Origin of the sequence: Xanthomonas sp. CFBP 7698, assembly GCF_003600855.1 — a bacterium.
GTDB classification, from domain to species: domain Bacteria; phylum Pseudomonadota; class Gammaproteobacteria; order Xanthomonadales; family Xanthomonadaceae; genus Xanthomonas; species Xanthomonas cannabis.
Genome location: NZ_PRDN01000001.1, coordinates 502,161 through 518,204 on the forward strand (window position 1 = coordinate 502,161; position 16,044 = coordinate 518,204).

General features: G+C 66.7%; 15 protein-coding genes. 9 read left to right on the top strand and 6 right to left on the bottom strand.

Annotation, left to right across the window (positions count from 1 at the left end):
* The first annotated feature begins 3 nt into the window (after positions 1-3).
* Complete coding sequence (dbpA, locus tag XnspCFBP7698_RS02170; RefSeq protein WP_104579638.1) at positions 4-1,380, top strand: ATP-dependent RNA helicase DbpA; 1,377 nt, start codon at positions 4-6, stop codon at positions 1,378-1,380.
* A gap of 299 nt (positions 1,381-1,679) precedes the next feature.
* Here the strand turns inward: dbpA and XnspCFBP7698_RS02175 are convergent, their stop codons facing one another.
* Together XnspCFBP7698_RS02175 and XnspCFBP7698_RS02180 are read right to left on the bottom strand one after the other, a co-directional pair.
* Positions 1,680-2,240, bottom strand: a complete 561-nt coding sequence (locus tag XnspCFBP7698_RS02175; protein ID WP_104579637.1) for an adenine phosphoribosyltransferase — start codon at positions 2,238-2,240, stop codon at positions 1,680-1,682.
* A gap of 94 nt (positions 2,241-2,334) precedes the next feature.
* On the bottom strand, positions 2,335-3,891 hold the full coding sequence (locus tag XnspCFBP7698_RS02180; RefSeq protein ID WP_104579636.1) for a YdiU family protein: 1,557 nt from the start codon (positions 3,889-3,891) through the stop codon (positions 2,335-2,337).
* 262 nt (positions 3,892-4,153) lie between these two features.
* On the opposite strand from XnspCFBP7698_RS02180, the gene XnspCFBP7698_RS02185 reads away from it, so the two are divergent.
* Positions 4,154-5,029: an alpha/beta hydrolase gene (locus tag XnspCFBP7698_RS02185; protein ID WP_104579635.1), complete on the top strand. Its 876-nt coding sequence runs from the start codon at positions 4,154-4,156 to the stop codon at positions 5,027-5,029.
* Positions 5,030-5,129: 100 nt separating this feature from the next.
* Here the strand turns inward: XnspCFBP7698_RS02185 and XnspCFBP7698_RS02190 are convergent, their stop codons facing one another.
* Both XnspCFBP7698_RS02190 and XnspCFBP7698_RS02195 read right to left on the bottom strand, forming a co-directional pair.
* Positions 5,130-5,828 carry a glutathione S-transferase gene (locus XnspCFBP7698_RS02190; RefSeq protein ID WP_104579634.1) on the bottom strand — a complete coding sequence of 233 codons (699 nt, stop codon included), beginning with the start codon at positions 5,826-5,828 and terminating at the stop codon, positions 5,130-5,132.
* Between the two features lie 371 nt (positions 5,829-6,199).
* Positions 6,200-6,415 carry a cold-shock protein gene (locus XnspCFBP7698_RS02195; RefSeq protein ID WP_005923176.1) on the bottom strand — a complete coding sequence of 72 codons (216 nt, stop codon included), beginning with the start codon at positions 6,413-6,415 and terminating at the stop codon, positions 6,200-6,202.
* Positions 6,416-6,683: 268 nt separating this feature from the next.
* Between XnspCFBP7698_RS02195 and XnspCFBP7698_RS02200 the strand changes: the two genes are divergently transcribed.
* The 4 genes from XnspCFBP7698_RS02200 to XnspCFBP7698_RS02215 all read left to right on the top strand — a co-directional run bounded on the left by XnspCFBP7698_RS02200 (position 6,684) and on the right by XnspCFBP7698_RS02215 (position 11,248).
* On the top strand, positions 6,684-7,169 hold the full coding sequence (locus XnspCFBP7698_RS02200; RefSeq protein WP_104579633.1) for a YaiI/YqxD family protein: 486 nt from the start codon (positions 6,684-6,686) through the stop codon (positions 7,167-7,169).
* 56 nt (positions 7,170-7,225) lie between these two features.
* Positions 7,226-7,774 (top strand): YaeQ family protein, encoded by a 549-nt coding sequence (locus XnspCFBP7698_RS02205; protein WP_104579632.1) that lies wholly within the window; start codon positions 7,226-7,228, stop codon positions 7,772-7,774.
* Positions 7,771-8,952, top strand: coding sequence for an NAD(P)/FAD-dependent oxidoreductase (locus XnspCFBP7698_RS02210; RefSeq protein ID WP_104579631.1), 1,182 nt, complete (start codon positions 7,771-7,773; stop codon positions 8,950-8,952). The genes XnspCFBP7698_RS02205 and XnspCFBP7698_RS02210 overlap by 4 nt, the downstream gene beginning before the upstream one ends.
* A 226-nt stretch (positions 8,953-9,178) precedes the next feature.
* The gene (locus tag XnspCFBP7698_RS02215; protein WP_104579630.1) at positions 9,179-11,248 is read left to right on the top strand and encodes an EAL domain-containing protein; all 2,070 of its coding nucleotides are present in this window, start codon (positions 9,179-9,181) and stop codon (positions 11,246-11,248) included.
* 220 nt (positions 11,249-11,468) lie between these two features.
* On the opposite strand, the gene htpX is transcribed toward XnspCFBP7698_RS02215, so the two are convergent.
* Positions 11,469-12,347, bottom strand: a complete 879-nt coding sequence (htpX, locus tag XnspCFBP7698_RS02220; RefSeq protein ID WP_104579629.1) for a protease HtpX — start codon at positions 12,345-12,347, stop codon at positions 11,469-11,471.
* Between the two features lie 97 nt (positions 12,348-12,444).
* Between htpX and gluQRS the strand changes: the two genes are divergently transcribed.
* The 3 genes from gluQRS to phaR all read left to right on the top strand — a co-directional run bounded on the left by gluQRS (position 12,445) and on the right by phaR (position 14,893).
* On the top strand, positions 12,445-13,344 hold the full coding sequence (gluQRS, locus tag XnspCFBP7698_RS02225; RefSeq protein ID WP_104579628.1) for a tRNA glutamyl-Q(34) synthetase GluQRS: 900 nt from the start codon (positions 12,445-12,447) through the stop codon (positions 13,342-13,344).
* A gap of 73 nt (positions 13,345-13,417) precedes the next feature.
* The gene (locus XnspCFBP7698_RS02230) at positions 13,418-14,158 is read left to right on the top strand and encodes a beta-ketoacyl-ACP reductase (RefSeq protein WP_104579627.1); all 741 of its coding nucleotides are present in this window, start codon (positions 13,418-13,420) and stop codon (positions 14,156-14,158) included.
* Between the two features lie 159 nt (positions 14,159-14,317).
* A complete protein-coding gene (gene phaR, locus XnspCFBP7698_RS02235) occupies positions 14,318-14,893 on the top strand; it encodes a polyhydroxyalkanoate synthesis repressor PhaR (RefSeq protein WP_039410688.1) in 576 nt (191 codons plus the stop codon).
* Positions 14,894-15,077: 184 nt separating this feature from the next.
* Here the strand turns inward: phaR and XnspCFBP7698_RS02240 are convergent, their stop codons facing one another.
* Complete coding sequence (locus XnspCFBP7698_RS02240) at positions 15,078-16,040, bottom strand: TraB/GumN family protein (RefSeq protein ID WP_104579626.1); 963 nt, start codon at positions 16,038-16,040, stop codon at positions 15,078-15,080.
* Between the last annotated feature and the right edge of the window lie 4 nt (positions 16,041-16,044).

Genomic DNA, 16,044 nt, shown 5'->3' on the forward strand with positions numbered 1-16,044 from the left:
GCCATGAACGAATTTTCCGCGCTGCCGCTGTCGCCGGCCCTGGCCCCCGGCATCGACGCCCTGGGCTACACCGTGCTTACTCCCATCCAGGCACAGAGCCTGCCGCCGATCCTGCAGGGGCTGGACGTCATTGCCCAGGCGCCGACCGGCAGCGGCAAGACCGCCGCCTTCGGGCTGGGCCTGCTGCAGAAGCTCGACCCGGCACTGACCCGCGCGCAGGCGCTGGTGCTCTGCCCCACCCGCGAACTGGCCGACCAGGTCGGCAAGCAGCTGCGCAAGCTCGCCACCGGCATCCCCAACATGAAGCTGGTGGTGCTCACCGGCGGCATGCCGCTCGGCCCGCAGCTGGCCTCGCTGGAAGCGCACGACCCGCAGGTGGTGGTCGGTACGCCCGGACGCATCCAGGAACTGGCCCGCAAGCGCGCCCTGCACCTGGGCGGCGTGCGCACGCTGGTGCTGGACGAAGCCGACCGCATGCTCGACATGGGCTTTGAAGAACCCATCCGCGAGATCGCCAGCCGCTGCGACAAGCATCGCCAGAGCCTGCTGTTTTCGGCCACCTTCCCGGACAGCATCCGCACGCTGGCGCGCGAGATCCTGAAAGAGCCGGTCGAAATCACCGTCGAAGGCGCCGACAACGCGCCGGAAATCGATCAGCAGTTCTTCGAAGTCGACCCGACCTATCGCCAGAAGGCCGTCGCCGGCCTGCTGCTGCGCTTCAATCCCGAATCCAGCGTGGTGTTCTGCAATACCCGCAAGGAAGTGGACGAGGTGGCCGGCTCGCTGCAAGAGTTCGGCTTCTCCGCGCTCGCACTGCATGGCGACATGGAACAGCGCGACCGCGACGAAGTGCTGGTGCGCTTCGTCAACCGCAGCTGCAATGTACTGGTGGCCAGCGATGTGGCCGCGCGCGGGCTGGACGTGGAAGACCTGTCGGCAGTGGTCAACTACGAGCTGCCTACCGACATCGAAACCTATCGCCATCGCATCGGCCGTACCGCGCGTGCCGGCAAGCACGGCCTGGCGCTGAGCCTGGTGGCGCCGCGTGAAGCGGCGCGCGCGCAGGCACTGGAAGCCGAACAAGGCCAGCCGCTGAAATGGTCGCGCGCGCCGTTGGCCACTGCGCGCCCGGCACAGTTGCCGCAGGCGGCAATGACCACGTTGCGCATCGATGGCGGCAAGACCGACAAACTGCGCGCCGGCGATATCCTGGGCGCACTCACCGGCGAAGCCGGGCTGTCGGGCGCGGCGATCGGCAAGATTGCGATCTACCCCACCCGCTCCTATGTCGCAATTGTGCGCGCGCAGGTCGCCAAGGCGCTGGCGCACCTGCATGCGGGCAAGATCAAGGGACGCCGTTTCCGGGTCAGCAAGCTCTGAGCAGACAGCGGCCGGTGCGATACCGGCCGCGGGCATGGCAGTGATGGCGTCGCGCGGATGCACACACGCGTGCACCCGCCGGCCATTGCCTCATGCATTCAGGACGAGCGTGGCGCGCCCATGCCCGCATCGCAGCGGACCAACCGGGCACGCAGAGGCCGACAATGAGCCGCGTATTCCGGCTCTTCCACCCGCAGGCCCACCGCGTGTTCGGCCTGCGTGGCCACCGCAGCGGTCAGCACGTGGTTCAAGCAGCAGCTGCTCGCGTCCAGAGACGGCACACAGCGGACGAACGGCGCTCAATACGACAAGGTCGCCAGCAGCGGCACGTCATCGGCCCACTTCGTGCGGCCCTGCAGCGCGGTCAGCTCGACCAACACCGCAGCGCCAACGATTTCCAGCTCCAGCTGTGCGGCCAGGCCCAGCGCCGCGCGCAACGTCCCGCCGGTGGCCAGCACGTCGTCGACGATCAGCACGCGCGCGCCGCGCGGCAGCGCATCCTCATGCATCTCGATACGGTCGGTGCCGTACTCCAGCGCGTATTCCTGGATCAGGGTACGTCCAGGCAGCTTGCCCGGCTTGCGCACCGGTACGAAGCCGGTCCGCAGTTCGCGCGCCAGTGCCGCACCCAGGATGAAGCCGCGCGCCTCGATGCCCAGCACCGCATCCAGCGGCGTGGTCCGCCAGGGCTGCGCCATTTCATCCAGCGCCGACGCGAAATCGGGGCCATCGGACAGCAGTGGGGTGATGTCCTTGAAGACGATGCCTGGCTTGGGGAAATCGGCGATATCGCGGATCCGCTCCGACCAGTGGTTGGGGCCGGATGGATGGGTGCCGGCGCAGCGGCTGCAATCTGTCATGGTGGTGGCGGCAATGTGGCCAGTGGGGTGCGGCCTATTCTAGGCTGCGCGCGACCTTGACGCTGCGTTTACGGCATACGTGCGTCTGAGCCGGTCAGGAACTGCACGACAGCATCGAACATCCGGCACGGTCGCGCGCCCAGTCCGGGCGTCGCGCGGCAAACGCCTCGCGGCCCGGCTGGTCGTCATACGGCCGCCGCATCACGTCCAGCAGTGCCTGCACACCGGACGCATCGCCCTGCTCGGCCTTGTCGATCGCCTGCTGTGCCAGGTAGTTGCGCAGCACATAGCGCGGGTTGGCCAAACGCATGCGAGTGCGCCGTTGCTCGGGCGGCAGCGTGTCCTGCTTCAGGCGCGCGGCATAGCGCTGCAACCACTCGTGTAGCTGCGGCGTATCGGCCAGGCGCTTGTCTTCGTCGTAGAAGGCGTCACGCAGCAGGTCCGGATCCGGTTGCTCGGCGGAAAAGTCGATCAGCGCGCGGAAGGTCAGTGTCATGTCCATTTCCGACTCGCGCATCAGCGCGCGCAGTGCATCGATCAACTGCAGGTCTTCGTCGCGGCACTCCGCCAAACCCAGCTTGGCGGCGGTATCGGTGCGATCGCAGGCCAGATAGGTGTCGCGGAACCGGTCCAGCCCCTGCTGCAGCGGCGCGGCGTCAGCGAACAGTGGCGCCAGCGCCTGCGCCAGGCGGCCAAGATTCCAGTAGGCCACCTGCGGCTGGGTACCGAAGCGGTAACGCCGGCCCTGCGCGTCGGTGGTGTTGGGCGTCCAGTCCGGGTCGTAGTCGTCCACCCAGCCATACGGGCCGTAATCGATGGTCAACCCCAGGATCGACATGTTGTCGGTATTCATCACCCCATGCACGAACCCCACCCGCATCCAGTGCGCCACCATCACCGCAGTGCGTTCGCAGACCTGTGCAAACCAGTCGGCGTACAGGGCCTCGCCGGTACCGGAAAGCTGCGCAAAATCGCGGGCGATGGTGAACTCCACCCACTGCCGCAACAGCGCGATGTCGCCCCGCGCACTCGGCAATTCAAAATTGCCGAAGCGGACGAACGACGGCGCCACGCGGCAGACAATCGCGCCCGGCTCGCGCTGCGGCCGGCCGTCGTAGAACATGTCGCGCACCACCGCATCGCCCGTGGTCACCAGGCTCAGTGCGCGCGTGGTCGGCACACCCAGGTGGTGCATGGCCTCGCTGCACAGGAATTCGCGGATCGACGAGCGCAGCACGGCGCGGCCGTCGGCACCGCGCGAATACGGGGTCGGGCCGGCACCCTTGAGTTGCAGTTCATAGCGGTCCCCATCGACGCCGATCGCCTCGCCCAGCGAAATCGCCCGGCCGTCGCCCAGCTGCCCGGCCCAGTGTCCGAATTGATGCCCGCCGTAGTTGACCGCCCAGGGCTGCATGCCCGGATACAGCGCATTGCCACCAAAGACCTCGGCAAAGCGCGCACTGGCGAGCTCGGCTCCGTCCATTCCCAGCAGCTGCGCCACGTCCGGCGAATAGGCGACCAGGCGCGGGGCGGCGACCGGGGTGGGCAGGACCGACGACCAGGCCGCGCTCACCTCGCGACGGCGCACGCCCTGTTCCGGGTCACCAGGCAACTGCTGGCGCAGGCGGTTATCAAAGTGCAATCGTGTCATGGCGCCAAGCCTAGGCCACCGACGGTGAACTCGGCATGGGCCGCGCCGCATCCGGCGCCGCGCGCGCACCGTATCTTCACTTCGCATTCCGATACCAAGCGAGCTCTTCGTGCACATGCCAGCGACGCCTGATCGCCGCTAATACGCCTCCACCGTTGCCTGCCCGGGCGATATGCGGCGCCGCCCGACCCTCATGGCACAGCATCCACGCATGCCGCGACACCCGCTTGCCCTCTCTCCTGACTGATCATCGACATCGCCCATGCCTGTTCGCCCCTCCCGCTGGATCCGCCCTGCCCTGTTACTGCTGGGCTCGCTGACGATGACCGCCTGCAGCAGCGTGTTCTTCGGCGGCATCAACGCCGCCTCCAGCCGTGACGGCGTCATCGAGCATCACGATCAGGTCTTCGATCCGGCACACGGCCTGGCGCTGGACGTCTATCAGCCGCGCGGCGTGGTCGACGCACCGGTGGTGGTGTTCTTCTACGGCGGCACCTGGAAGCGCGGCAAGCGCGCGAACTACCGCTGGATGGGCCGCGCCCTGGCACGTCAGGGCGTGGTGGCCATGGTCGCCGACTACCGCAAGTACCCGCAGGTGGGCCTGCAAGGCTTCATGACGGATGCGGCCAGCGCCACCGCGTGGGGCCTGCAGCATGCGCATGACTATGGCGGCGACCCCAAGCGGCTGGCGGTCATGGGGCATTCGGCCGGTGCGCATATCGCGGGCCTGCTGGCCACTGATCGCAGCTGGCTGCAGGCGCAAGGCCTGCAGCCGCAGCAGCTGTGCGGCTTCGTCGGTTTGGCAGGCCCCTACGATTTCCTCCCCATGACCGACCCCGAGCTGGTCGAGATCTTCGGTACCTCGCCCACCGAGCAGGCCAGGTCGCAGCCGGTCCTGTTCGTCGACGGCGATGAGCCGCCCATGCTGCTGCTGCATGGCGATGCCGACCACGTCGTCGAGCCACAGAACAGCCTCTCGCTGGCGTCGGCCATGCGCCGCAAGGGTGAAGACGTGCAGGTCAAGCAGTATCCGCACGTCGGTCATATGGGCCTGGTACTGGCCTTCCGCAAACCGCTGACCGGCTCGCCGGAGCTGCGCGACACCCTGCAGTTCCTGCGGCAGTGCAAGGCGCCCTGAGCCGGACGCAGCCTGCCGGAGAAGGACGGCCGCGCACCTCGACGGTCATAATCGATGAGACCGCCGGCGTCGCGTTCATCGCCACGCCGGCACACCACCATCAGGCGTTGCGGCTGCGCCCCATCAGCTCGTAAGGGCCCCCTTTCTTGAGCGCTGCCTGATACGCGGGGCGCGCTTCGATCCGCTGCAGAAACGCGGCCAGGCGCGGGTAATGCTCCAGCCCACCACCACGCGCCGCCGCGGCCTGCACCGGGAAACTCATCTGGATGTCGGCAGCGGTGAAGCGCTCCCCCGCGAACCAGGCGTTGGCTTGCAGCGACTGCTCCATCCAGTCCATGTGCAGTTTGACCTGCGGGCCGACAAAGCCCGACATCGCCTTGTCCACGATCGCGCGCGCGACGGGTTTGGCGAAGAACGGCATCGGCGCGCTGCGAATCCGGCCGAAGATCAGCGTCATCAGCAGCGGCGGCATGGCTGAGCCTTCGGCGTAGTGCATCCAGTAACGGAACTGCTGCCGCTCGGGTGAGTCGATCGGCCGCGGCGGCGGCGACAACGCGCATTCGGTGTCGTAGCGCTCGGTGAGATAGTCCAGGATCGCACCGGATTCAGCGATGGTCAGCTCGCCATCCACGATCACCGGCGATTTGCCCAGCGGGTGGATTGCGCGCAGCGCCGCCGGTGCCAGCATGGTCTTGGGGTCGCGCTCGTGCCGCACGATCTGGTACGGCAGCGCCAGTTCTTCCAGCAACCACAGCACACGCTGCGACCGGGAATTGTTGAGATGGTGAACGGTGATCATGAAGGCGTCCGCAGGCGGAAAGCCCCATCGTAACCAGCGCCGCGTCGTTGCCGCGCGCAAAGCCCGTGTTCTGTTCACTGCCAGCGGTTGGCGCGCGTATCGTCCAGCTGGATGGATGCAACGCGACAGGGTGTAGACAGCGATGCACGCCGTCGGCCGATTTGTCGACAGGGGATAACGAGGTCGACCAAGGACAGCCTGCCACCCATCGCCTGGTGCTGGTCGCCCGTAGGACACCGGCAGCTGCCAAGGACAAGGGCAGGCCGCCACTTGATGCACGGACCTGTTCGGCCTGGCCGACGCACGGCCAATAAAAAACGCCGGTCGCTTGCGCGACCGGCGTTTTTGGCAACCTTACGGTTGCAGACGGATTAGACCGCCTGCACCTGGTCAGCCTGCATGCCCTTCTGACCCTGCACGGCGACGAAGGTGACCTTCTGGCCTTCCTGCAGCGACTTGAAGCCGGTGCCCTGGATGGCACGGAAGTGCACGAACAGGTCCGGGCCGCTTTCCGGGGTGATGAAGCCGAAACCCTTGGCATCGTTGAACCACTTCACGGTACCGCTCTGACGTGATGCGTCTGACATTTTACTAACTCCTGAACTATAGATTGATAAATCGCAGCGTCCGAAAAGCCGGAGCTGAGACTGAGTTGCAGGCGTTGGTAAAGCGGAACGATGAAGCGAGATCTGTAACGATCCGGCTGCACCAGGCCACGATTCACGGTGACCCTTGCAAACACAGTACGTGCACATTACTCGTGTTTTCGGCAAAAAGCGACACCTGGCGTCAAATCTTTTGCAGTCAGGCCAAATCCCACCGTCTGTCAGGCACTTCCCCATCCACACTCTACCGATGAAGACACCCCAAGACCCCCTCCGCGCGCAGATCTGGGTCGACGCCGATGCCTGCCCGGCGGTGATCCGCGACATCCTGTTCCGCGCTGCCGCACGCACCGGCGTCGCGGTCACCCTGGTCGCCAACCATTACCTGAGCACGCCCACCCTGCCCCACGTCCGGGCCCTGCAGGTTCCGGGCGGCCCGGATGCGGCCGACGATGCCATCGCCGAGCGGGTCGCTGCCGGTGACCTTGTGGTCACCCAGGACATCCCGTTGGCGGCACGTGCACTGGAAGCCGGCGCTACGGCAGTGGGCCTGCGCGGCGAGGCGTTCACCAGCAACACCATCAAGGAGCGCCTGTCGGTGCGTGGCTTCATGGAGGAGCTGCGTGGCGCCGGCATTGCGACCGGCGGGCCGCCGGCGTTGCATGCGCGCGATCGGCAGGCGTTTGCCGCGCAGCTGGATCGTTGGCTGGCCGCGCAACCGCGCAGCCCGGCGTAACGCGCCACGTCCGGGGCGCGCGCGTATCATGGGCGCCCTTTGCAATCGGCATCCTGATGGCCCTCACCGCCACCGTCCGCAGGGCGGAACTTCAGATCAGCGACATGGACCGCGGCTACTACGCCAACCATTCGCTGACCCTGGCCCAGCATCCTTCCGAAACCGACGAGCGCCTGATGGTGCGTTTGCTGGCATTTGCCCTGTTTGCCGACGACCGGCTGGAATTCGGCCGCGGCCTCAGCAACGACGAAGAACCGGACCTGTGGCGACGCGACTACACCGGCGACCCCGACCTGTGGATCGACCTCGGCCAGCCCGATGAGAGCCGCGTGCGCAAGGCCTGCAACCGCTCGCGCGAGGTGGTGGTGATCGGTTACGGCGGCCAGGCCACCGAAACCTGGTGGAAGAAACACGCCAACGCCATGGGCAGGCATCGCAACCTGCGCGTGATCGAGCTCGACGCGCAGTCCACCGAGGCCCTGGGCGCGCTGATCCAGCGCGGCATGCGCTTTGACGTGATCATCCAGGACGGCGAGGTGCAGATGCTGGCCGACCACGGCAGCGTCACCCTGACCCCGATGGTGCGGCAAGCCCCGGCCGAATGAGCATGCGGTGCGACGTGCTGGTCATCGGTGCCGGCGCTGCCGGGCTGATGAGCGCTTTCACTGCCGGCCGGCGCGGCCGCCAGGTGCTGGTGATCGACCATGCCAACAAGGTCGGCAAGAAGATCCTGATGTCCGGCGGCGGGCGCTGCAATTTCACCAATACCGGTACGGCGCCCGGCAATTTCATTTCGGCCAATCGGCACTTCTGCAAATCTGCGTTGGCGCGCTATCGCCCGGCAGATTTCGTGGACATGGTCGAACGCCATGGCATTGCCTATCACGAGAAAGAGCTGGGGCAGTTGTTCTGCGACATCTCCTCCAAGCAGATCGTGCGCATGCTGCTGGACGAGTGCGAGGCGGCCGGCGTGCAGATCCGCACCCAGTGCGAGGTACTGTCGGTCCAGCGCGGCAGCGACGGCTTCGAGGTGCAGACCAGCCAGGGACGCGTGCAGGCGCAATCGTTGATCGTGGCCACCGGCGGGCTGTCGATCCCCAGCATGGGCGCCAGCGGATTCGGCTATGCGCTGGCCCAGCAGTTCGGCCACACGCTGCTGCCGACACGGGCCGGGCTGGTGCCGCTGACCCTGAGCGGCAAGCACCAGGAACGGCTGCACGACCTGTCCGGGCTGGCGTTGCCGGTGGAGGCACATTGCAACGGGGCCAGCTTCCGCAACTTCATGCTGCTGACCCATCGCGGCGTGAGCGGGCCGGCAATCCTGCAGATCTCGTCCTATTGGCAGCCGGGCGACGAGCTACGCCTGGACCTGCTGCCAGGCCATGACGCCGGCGCCTGGCTGCGCGAGCAGAAGCAACAGCGCGGCGCGACCGAACTGCGCAACGTGCTGGCAGAGCTGTTGCCAAAACGGTTCGCGCAGCGCCTGTGCGAGGTGTGGTTGCCTGACAGGCCGGTCCGGCAGCTGGATCCGCCGCAGCTGCAGGGCGCTGCCGACCTGCTCGGCGCCTTCCCGCTGATTGCCAGCGGAACCGAAGGCTACCGGACCGCTGAAGTAACGCTCGGCGGGGTCGATACCCACCAGGTCTCCAGCAGCACGCTGGAGTCGCGACTGGTGCCCGGCCTGTACTTCGTTGGCGAAGTCCTGGACGTCACCGGCTGGCTGGGCGGCTACAACTTCCAGTGGGCATGGGCGTCCGGCCATGCCGCCGGCAGCGTCGCATAGGGCGACCGGCACGTCGTGCCGGTGGTGACCGTCGCGTAGTCGGTGACACGCAGGCCGTTGCGGAGCAATGCAGCGATCAGTCACCGAGTGCGGTGCACCGGCCCTCCGGAAGGCCACTGGCACGTGCAATCAGTGCACTACGTCTCACACTAGATGCGGCATGCTCCACATACATGGACGTGCCAGACCCCTTCGTGTATTAAAGCCCGTCTCCAGGGAGCCGCGCATGCAAAAAGGCAAAGATCTCACCCTCCGCCTGATGATCGTCGATGACAGCGTGGAGAGCGCCGAGACCATCGTCACCGCGTTGCGTAATGGCGGCATTGCAGTGCGCCCGTCGCGACCGCAAACCCAGGAGGAACTGGCCAGCATGCTGTCGGGCCAGATCGATCTGGCCCTGCAGGGGCAGGCGCAACAGGTGCCCATGAGCGCGCTGCAGGCGCAGATCGCCGGCAGCGGCAAGGACATTCCGATCATCCTGCTGGCCGATCGGATCGAAGAGAACGCGCTGGTCGAGGCCGCTTCGCACGGCGTGCGCGCGATTGCGCTGCGCCATCGTCCCGAGCACCTGCTGGCGCTGGTGCGCGCGGAGTGGGACGACCTGCAGGCGCGCCGCGGGCTGCGCCGCATCGAGGCGCAGATGCGCGAAACCGAGCGGCGTTGCGATGCGTTGATCGCCTCCTCGCGCGACCCCATCGCCTACGTGCACGAAGGCATGCATATCCGCGCCAACGAGGCGTATCTGGAAATGTTCGGCTTCGAGTCGTTCGAGGATGTCGAAGGCGTCTCGCTGCTGGACATGATCGCCGCGCAGTACGTGGACGACTTCAAGCAGTTGCTCAAGGCGATGGCCAAGGGCGAACCGCCGCCGGCGCAGTACAAGGTGGACGCACGCCGGCTGGAAGGCGACACCTTCCCGGCGACGATGGAGTTCGCCACCGCCACCTATGAAGGCGAGCCGTGCATCCAGGTGGTGTTCCGGCGCCGCGAGGAATTCGATCCGGAACTGGCACGCGAGGTCGAGGACCTGCGCCAGCGCGACCAGGTCACCGGCCTGCTCAACCGCCCCACCTTCATGGTGGCGCTGGAACAGGCCGTGGCACAGGCCGGTCGCAGCGAAGGCCAGTCCGGCTTCCTGTTGATCGAGCCGGATCATTACGCGCGCATCCTGCCGGAAATCGGCCTGGATTCGGCCGATGCCTTGATCGCCGCCATGGCCGCGCACGTGGCCGGCGTGGTGGATGACAGCGTGGTGGCCGCACGTTTCGGCGAGCACAGTTTTGCCCTGCTGATGGACGGCAACTACGCCCGCACCCATGCGGTTGCCGAAGCCGTACGCGATGCGTTTGCGCAGCATGTCTTCAGCGTGGGCTCGCGCTCGGCCACGGTCACGGTCAGCATCGGCGGCGTGCAGATCGGCGAAAAGATCGCCAGCATCGGCCAGGTGCTCAATCGCGGCACCGAGGCCGTGCGCACCACGGCCGAGCTCGGTGGAAATGCGGCAAGCATCTACGACCCGGCGGCCTCCGACCGCGCCGAGGAAGAACGCATCGAACGCTGGGTCGAGCAGCTGCGCGAGGCGCTGGTGGGCGATGGCTTCCTGCTGCATTACCAGCCGGTGCTCAACCTGCAGGGCGAGCCGCTGGAGCTGTACCAGGCCTTCCTGCGGCTGGAGCGCAATGGCGAGATGATGTCGCCGAACGCCTTCATGGCGATCGCCGAAGAGCACGACCTGATCACCGAAATCGATCGCTGGGTGGTCGCGCGTGCGATCCGGCAACTGGGCGAACGGCAACGCGCCGGGCACAAGACGCATCTGCTGGTCCGGATCGGGCCGAACTCGTTCTCGGACCCGCAGATGGTCGACATCATCCGCGAACAGCTGGCGGTCTATGGCGTGCCCGGCGAACGGCTGTGGCTGCAGACGCCAGAATCGAAGGTATTCACCCATCTGCGCAATGCCCAGCAGTTTCTGGCGGCGGTGTCGGCCATGGGCTGCAAGGTCGGGCTGGAGCAGTTCGGCTCGGGCCTGGATTCGTTCCAGCTGCTGGCGCACTTCCAGCCGGCCTTCCTCAAGCTGGATCGCGGCATCACCAGCGACGTCGCCTTGGCGCGCGACAGCCAGGAAAAGATTCGCGAGATCACCTCGCGCGCGCAGCCTGCCGGCATCCTGACCGTGGCCGAGTTCGTGGCCGATGCGCAATCGATGAGCAGCTTCTTCAGTGCCGGCGTGGACTATGTGCAGGGCGACTTTGTGGCACCGACCGGGCCGCTGATGAACTACGAGTTCGGCTGAGCCAACCGAAAGCCGGCAACGCTGCACAACGAGGCCCGCAGTGCGCGGGCCTTTTGTTGTCTCTGGCAATGATCCCGAGTGGGTCGCTGGCTGGCCAGGCCCTGCAGCGGACCGGTTCGGTGCGCATGGAGATTGGCGCTACCGCTCCAGCTATCGGAGCCAATCCCGGCTGCAGCGCCTTCCACAGAGTTCAGCGCCCGCAGCGATCCCGGTACCGCTCTTACATCGCCGTGCCATTGGCCGCTCGCAGCGCGGCGATACGCTCGCTCAGCGGCGGGTGGCTCAGGAACAGGCGACGCAACCCATCGCCCACGCTTCCGGAAATCCCGAAGGCCTGCACCTGCGAGGGCAAGGTGTTCTGGCCGTGGTTGAGCGACAGTCGCTCCAGTGCGGCAATCATCTTGCTACGCCCGGCCAGATGCGCACCACCGGCGTCGGCGCGGAATTCGCGGCGCCGCGAGAACCACATCGCGATCATGGTCGCGAACAGGCCGAAAACCATCTCCAGGGCGAACACGATGATGTAGTACGCAAAGCCTCGACCCCCCTCGCGGTTGCCCGACATCGCGCTGTCGATGATGCCGCCGACGACGCGTGCCAGCACGATCACGAAGGTGTTCAGCACGCCCTGCAGCAGCGCCATGGTCACCATGTCGCCATTGGCGACGTGCGCGATCTCATGGCCCAGCACCGCTTCGGCCTCGTCCTGGCTCATGTTCTGCAGCAGGCCCGTGGACACGGCCACCAGGGCATTGTTGCGGTTGGCGCCGGTGGCGAAGGCATTGATTTCCGGTCCGTCGTAGACCGCCACTTCCGGCATGCCGATGCCGGCGGCCTGCGCCTGACGCCGCACCGTCTCCAGCAACCAGCGCTCGGTCGGCGTGCGCGCTTCGGTGATCACCTGCGCACCGGTGCTGCGCTTGGCCATGAACTTGGACAGCAGCAACGAAATGAACGAGCCACCGAAACCGAAGACGGCAGCCATCACCAACAATCCACTCATTTGCGCGGGATTGACGCCCAGCACCGACATGACGATGCCGGCGAGCATCAGCACCGCAAAGTTGGTCAGCAGGAACAGGAAAATGCGGTTGAACATGGCGCGGTGGCTCCACTCATGCGGGGTGAACTGCTGCGGATCTGCGGACGCTGCGGCTTGAAATCAAGCAAGCTCCTGACCGACGATTCAGCCTCCCATGCCCCCACTTCCCTATCGCGGCCGTTTTGCGCCCTCCCCGACCGGCCCGCTGCATTTCGGCTCCCTGCTGGCGGCCTTCGGCAGCTGGCTGCTTGCCCGGCATGCCGGCGGCCAGTGGTGCGTGCGCATCGAGGACATCGACCCGCCGCGCGCCGAGCCGGGCGCGTCCGAGCGGCAATTGCGCACGTTGAGCGCCTTCGGCCTGGTGTCGGACCTGCCGGTGATCCGGCAGTCCGCGCGCGACGCACACTACACCGCTGCACTGAGCGCGCTGATGCAGGCCGGGCTGGCCTTCGAGTGCAGCTGCAGCCGCGCCGATCTGGCCGCCATGGGCGGTCTCCACCACGCATGCGTCGCCCCGCTGGGCGCGCGCCGCGCGGTGCGTCTGCGGGTGCCGGCGCAGCCGCCGGTCGACTTCGACGACGGACTGCAGGGCCGCGTGGTGCAGGACGTCTATGCCGAAGTCGGCGATGTGGTGCTGCGCCGCGCCGATGGCTATTGGGCCTACCAGTTGGCCGTGGTGGTGGACGACGCCGCGCAGGCCGTGACCGACATCGTGCGCGGCGCCGACCTGCTCGATTCCGCGCCACGCCAGATCCTGCTGCAGCGCGCCCTGGGCCTGCCGCAACCGCGCTACCTGCATCTGCCGCTGATCCTGGACGCCGACGGCCGCAAGCTGTCCAAATCGCACGCCGCGCCCGCACTGGACGACACCGACCCGCTACCGGCCCTGCATGCGGCCTGGCGCGCGCTGGGCCAGCTGCCGGCCGCGCTGCCGCAGCACGGCAGCGTGGCCACGGTGCTGCAGCATGCCGTGCAGCATTTTTCGCCGGGGCGACTGCCGCAGAGCGCGACCCTGGGCACCGATGGGCGCGCATCGCAGCCCGCGCGTGACTAGAATTGCGACCCAGCACCGGCACCGGGCACCTGCGCCCTGATCGCCTCGGCCTCACCCGCTCATTGGAGTCGTCATGACATCTCGCGTCGCATTGGTCACCGGCGGCACCGGCGGTATCGGTACCGCCATCTGCAAACGCCTGGCCGACCAGGGTCACCGGGTCGCCAGCAACTTCCGTAACGAGGACAAGGCGCGCGACTGGCAGCAACGCATGCAGGCGCAGGGCTACGAGGTGGCCTTGTTCCGCGGCGACGTCGCCTCGTCCGAACATGCACGCGCGCTGGTCGAAGACGTCGAAGCGTCACTGGGGCCCATCGAGGTGCTGGTCAACAACGCCGGCATCACCCGCGATACCACCTTCCACCGCATGACCGCCGAACAGTGGCACGACGTCATCAACACCAACCTCAATTCGGTGTTCAACGTCACCCGCCCGGTGATCGAAGGCATGCGCAAGCGCGGCTGGGGCCGGGTGATCCAGATCAGCTCCATCAATGGTCTCAAGGGCCAGTACGGCCAGGCCAACTACGCCGCGGCCAAGGCCGGCATGCATGGCTTCACCATTTCGCTGGCGCGCGAGAACGCCGCCTTCGGGGTGACCGTCAACACGGTCTCGCCCGGCTATGTGGCCACCGACATGGTGATGGCGGTTCCGGAGGAAGTGCGCGCCAAGATCGTGGCCGATATCCCCACCGGCCGGCTGGGGCGCCCGGAAGAGATTGCCTACGCAGTGGCGTTCCTGGTGGCCGAAGAGGCTGCCTGGATCACCGGGTCCAATCTGGACATCAACGGTGGCCACCACATGGGCTGGTAACGTTTGCTGCAACTTTGCGGTGCAGCATGGATTTACCTCAAAAACCATGCTGCGCAACATTTTTAATGTGTCCGCTTAAGCAAATAGGGCTGTTTGGCTGTTGCAACCGCTGCTGCGCTGCGCCATCCTGCGCGCACTATCAGTGTGAGTGAACGTTCCATGGCCGGACTTCGCATCATCAAGAAGTATCCCAATCGCCGTCTCTACGACACGGAAATTTCCAGCTACATCACCATCGAAGATGTGCGCCAGTTGATCATCGACGGCGAGGAGTTCGAAGTCCGCGATGCCAAGAGCGGCGAAGATTTGAGTCGTGCCGTCCTGCTGCAGATCATTGCCGACCAGGAACAGGACGGTGAGCCGATGCTTTCCACCCAGTTGCTGAGCCAGATCATCCGCTTCTACGGGGATTCGCTGCAGGGCTTCATGGGCAACTACCTGGAGCGCAGCATGCAGGTGTTCCTGGACCAGCAGCAGCAGTTCCGCCAGCAGATGGGCAACCTGCTCGGGCAGACCCCCTGGGCGATGATGAACCAGCTGACCGAGCGCAACCTGGAGTTGTGGCAGGAGTTCCAGCGCAACTTCGGCGCCGGCTTTGGCCGCCCGGGTGGCCCGGGCACCCCGCCGACCCCGCCCGGCGCCGGCAGCATGGGCAGCGGCCCGATGGGCACCGGCACGCACGGCACCTCCGGCAGCCATACCGGCACCACCGGCAAGGCCCGCAACCGCGGTTGACCCGCACGGTGGCATCCCGGAGCAGCAGCGAATCCACCTGCTGCTCCGTTCTCAGGCAGACATGGCCGCCAGTCCGACCTTGCTGCACCCTGGACGCAGCGAGTGTTCCAGCAGTGTTCGCCACTGACTGACGCTTGGTGTCGCACCCATCGGGCCCGGGCGCGTCTGCGCCGGAGACGATCCGTCAGCGGCCCGGCGGTTGCGCACAGGCCGAACAGATCCGCTCCACGTGGTAGCCGCGCGCGCGCAGGCGCTCCACAACCCCGTCGTTACCGAGCAGGTGCAGCGCACCGACCACCACCAGCGTGGTGCCGCTGCCCTTGCCCAGCTGCTTTTCCAGCCGCGGCACCCAGCGCGCATTGCGCTCGACATTGATGTCCTGATAGAGCGCCGGATACTGGCGGCGCAGGTCTTCGGCCATCTGGGTGGACAGCGTCTGCACATCCCCCCTGCGCCAGGCCGCGTGCAGCTGGCGCAGCTGATCGGTGGTCGCGGCTTCGTCTAGCGACTCTTCCAGCAACTGATGCTGCTCGGTTGGCGACATCGCGTCGAGCAACGCGATCTGCTCTTCGGCGCGCTCCAGCCCTTCGGCCGGCTTGCCCCTGGCTTGCGCCTGCTGCATCAGGTAATGGTCCAGGCCGGCATTCGGGTCCATGCCCTGGCGGGCCATCTCGGCCATGCTGATCGAGAGCGCGACAAACCAGGGCTTGAGCGGCTGCAATGCGTCGACCGACATGCCGTGCGTGCGTGCGTAGCTGCTGAGCGCCTGCCAGGTCCTGGCATCCAGCACGTCCTGCAGGGTCCGGCCGTCGTTGCGGCGCGCCACCTGCAACATGCGGCTGGCCAGCCGCGGCGATTGCGCATCCGATGGCGGCAACTCGAAGACCAGCCGGTCGGCCTTGGCAAATGCCTGCATCACGTCCGGCGACAGCGGGTAATCGCTGGGCTTGAGCACATGGAACGAGCCGAGCAGGTAGAGCGTGCCGCCCTTGCCATCGACCTTCCATAGCAGCGGCACCGGCGGGTTGGCGGGCACCTCGTTGGCCGCACGTGCGCAGACCGGCGCAACCGCCCCGCTCCACAGTGCCAGGCCGAGCATCGCGCTGCGGCCCCAGGCAGCCAGCCGCACTTTCATTGCGTTGACCATCACC

What these genes read in the sequence shown, in the direction of transcription:
- XnspCFBP7698_RS02195 (WP_005923176.1), bottom strand. Translation starts at nt 6,415, where the DNA reads ATGTCAGACGCATCACGTCAGAGCGGTACCGTGAAGTGGTTCAACGAT.
- XnspCFBP7698_RS02205 (WP_104579632.1), top strand. Translation starts at nt 7,226, where the DNA reads ATGGCCCTCACCGCCACCGTCCGCAGGGCGGAACTTCAGATCAGCGAC.
- htpX (WP_104579629.1), bottom strand. Translation starts at nt 12,347, where the DNA reads ATGTTCAACCGCATTTTCCTGTTCCTGCTGACCAACTTTGCGGTGCTG.
- XnspCFBP7698_RS02175 (WP_104579637.1), bottom strand. Translation starts at nt 2,240, where the DNA reads ATGACAGATTGCAGCCGCTGCGCCGGCACCCATCCATCCGGCCCCAAC.
- XnspCFBP7698_RS02210 (WP_104579631.1), top strand. Translation starts at nt 7,771, where the DNA reads ATGAGCATGCGGTGCGACGTGCTGGTCATCGGTGCCGGCGCTGCCGGG.
- phaR (WP_039410688.1), top strand. Translation starts at nt 14,318, where the DNA reads ATGGCCGGACTTCGCATCATCAAGAAGTATCCCAATCGCCGTCTCTAC.
- XnspCFBP7698_RS02215 (WP_104579630.1), top strand. Translation starts at nt 9,179, where the DNA reads ATGCAAAAAGGCAAAGATCTCACCCTCCGCCTGATGATCGTCGATGAC.
- XnspCFBP7698_RS02200 (WP_104579633.1), top strand. Translation starts at nt 6,684, where the DNA reads ATGAAGACACCCCAAGACCCCCTCCGCGCGCAGATCTGGGTCGACGCC.
- XnspCFBP7698_RS02180 (WP_104579636.1), bottom strand. Translation starts at nt 3,891, where the DNA reads ATGACACGATTGCACTTTGATAACCGCCTGCGCCAGCAGTTGCCTGGT.
- XnspCFBP7698_RS02185 (WP_104579635.1), top strand. Translation starts at nt 4,154, where the DNA reads ATGCCTGTTCGCCCCTCCCGCTGGATCCGCCCTGCCCTGTTACTGCTG.
- XnspCFBP7698_RS02190 (WP_104579634.1), bottom strand. Translation starts at nt 5,828, where the DNA reads ATGATCACCGTTCACCATCTCAACAATTCCCGGTCGCAGCGTGTGCTG.
- XnspCFBP7698_RS02230 (WP_104579627.1), top strand. Translation starts at nt 13,418, where the DNA reads ATGACATCTCGCGTCGCATTGGTCACCGGCGGCACCGGCGGTATCGGT.
- XnspCFBP7698_RS02240 (WP_104579626.1), bottom strand. Translation starts at nt 16,040, where the DNA reads ATGGTCAACGCAATGAAAGTGCGGCTGGCTGCCTGGGGCCGCAGCGCG.
- dbpA (WP_104579638.1), top strand. Translation starts at nt 4, where the DNA reads ATGAACGAATTTTCCGCGCTGCCGCTGTCGCCGGCCCTGGCCCCCGGC.
- gluQRS (WP_104579628.1), top strand. Translation starts at nt 12,445, where the DNA reads ATGCCCCCACTTCCCTATCGCGGCCGTTTTGCGCCCTCCCCGACCGGC.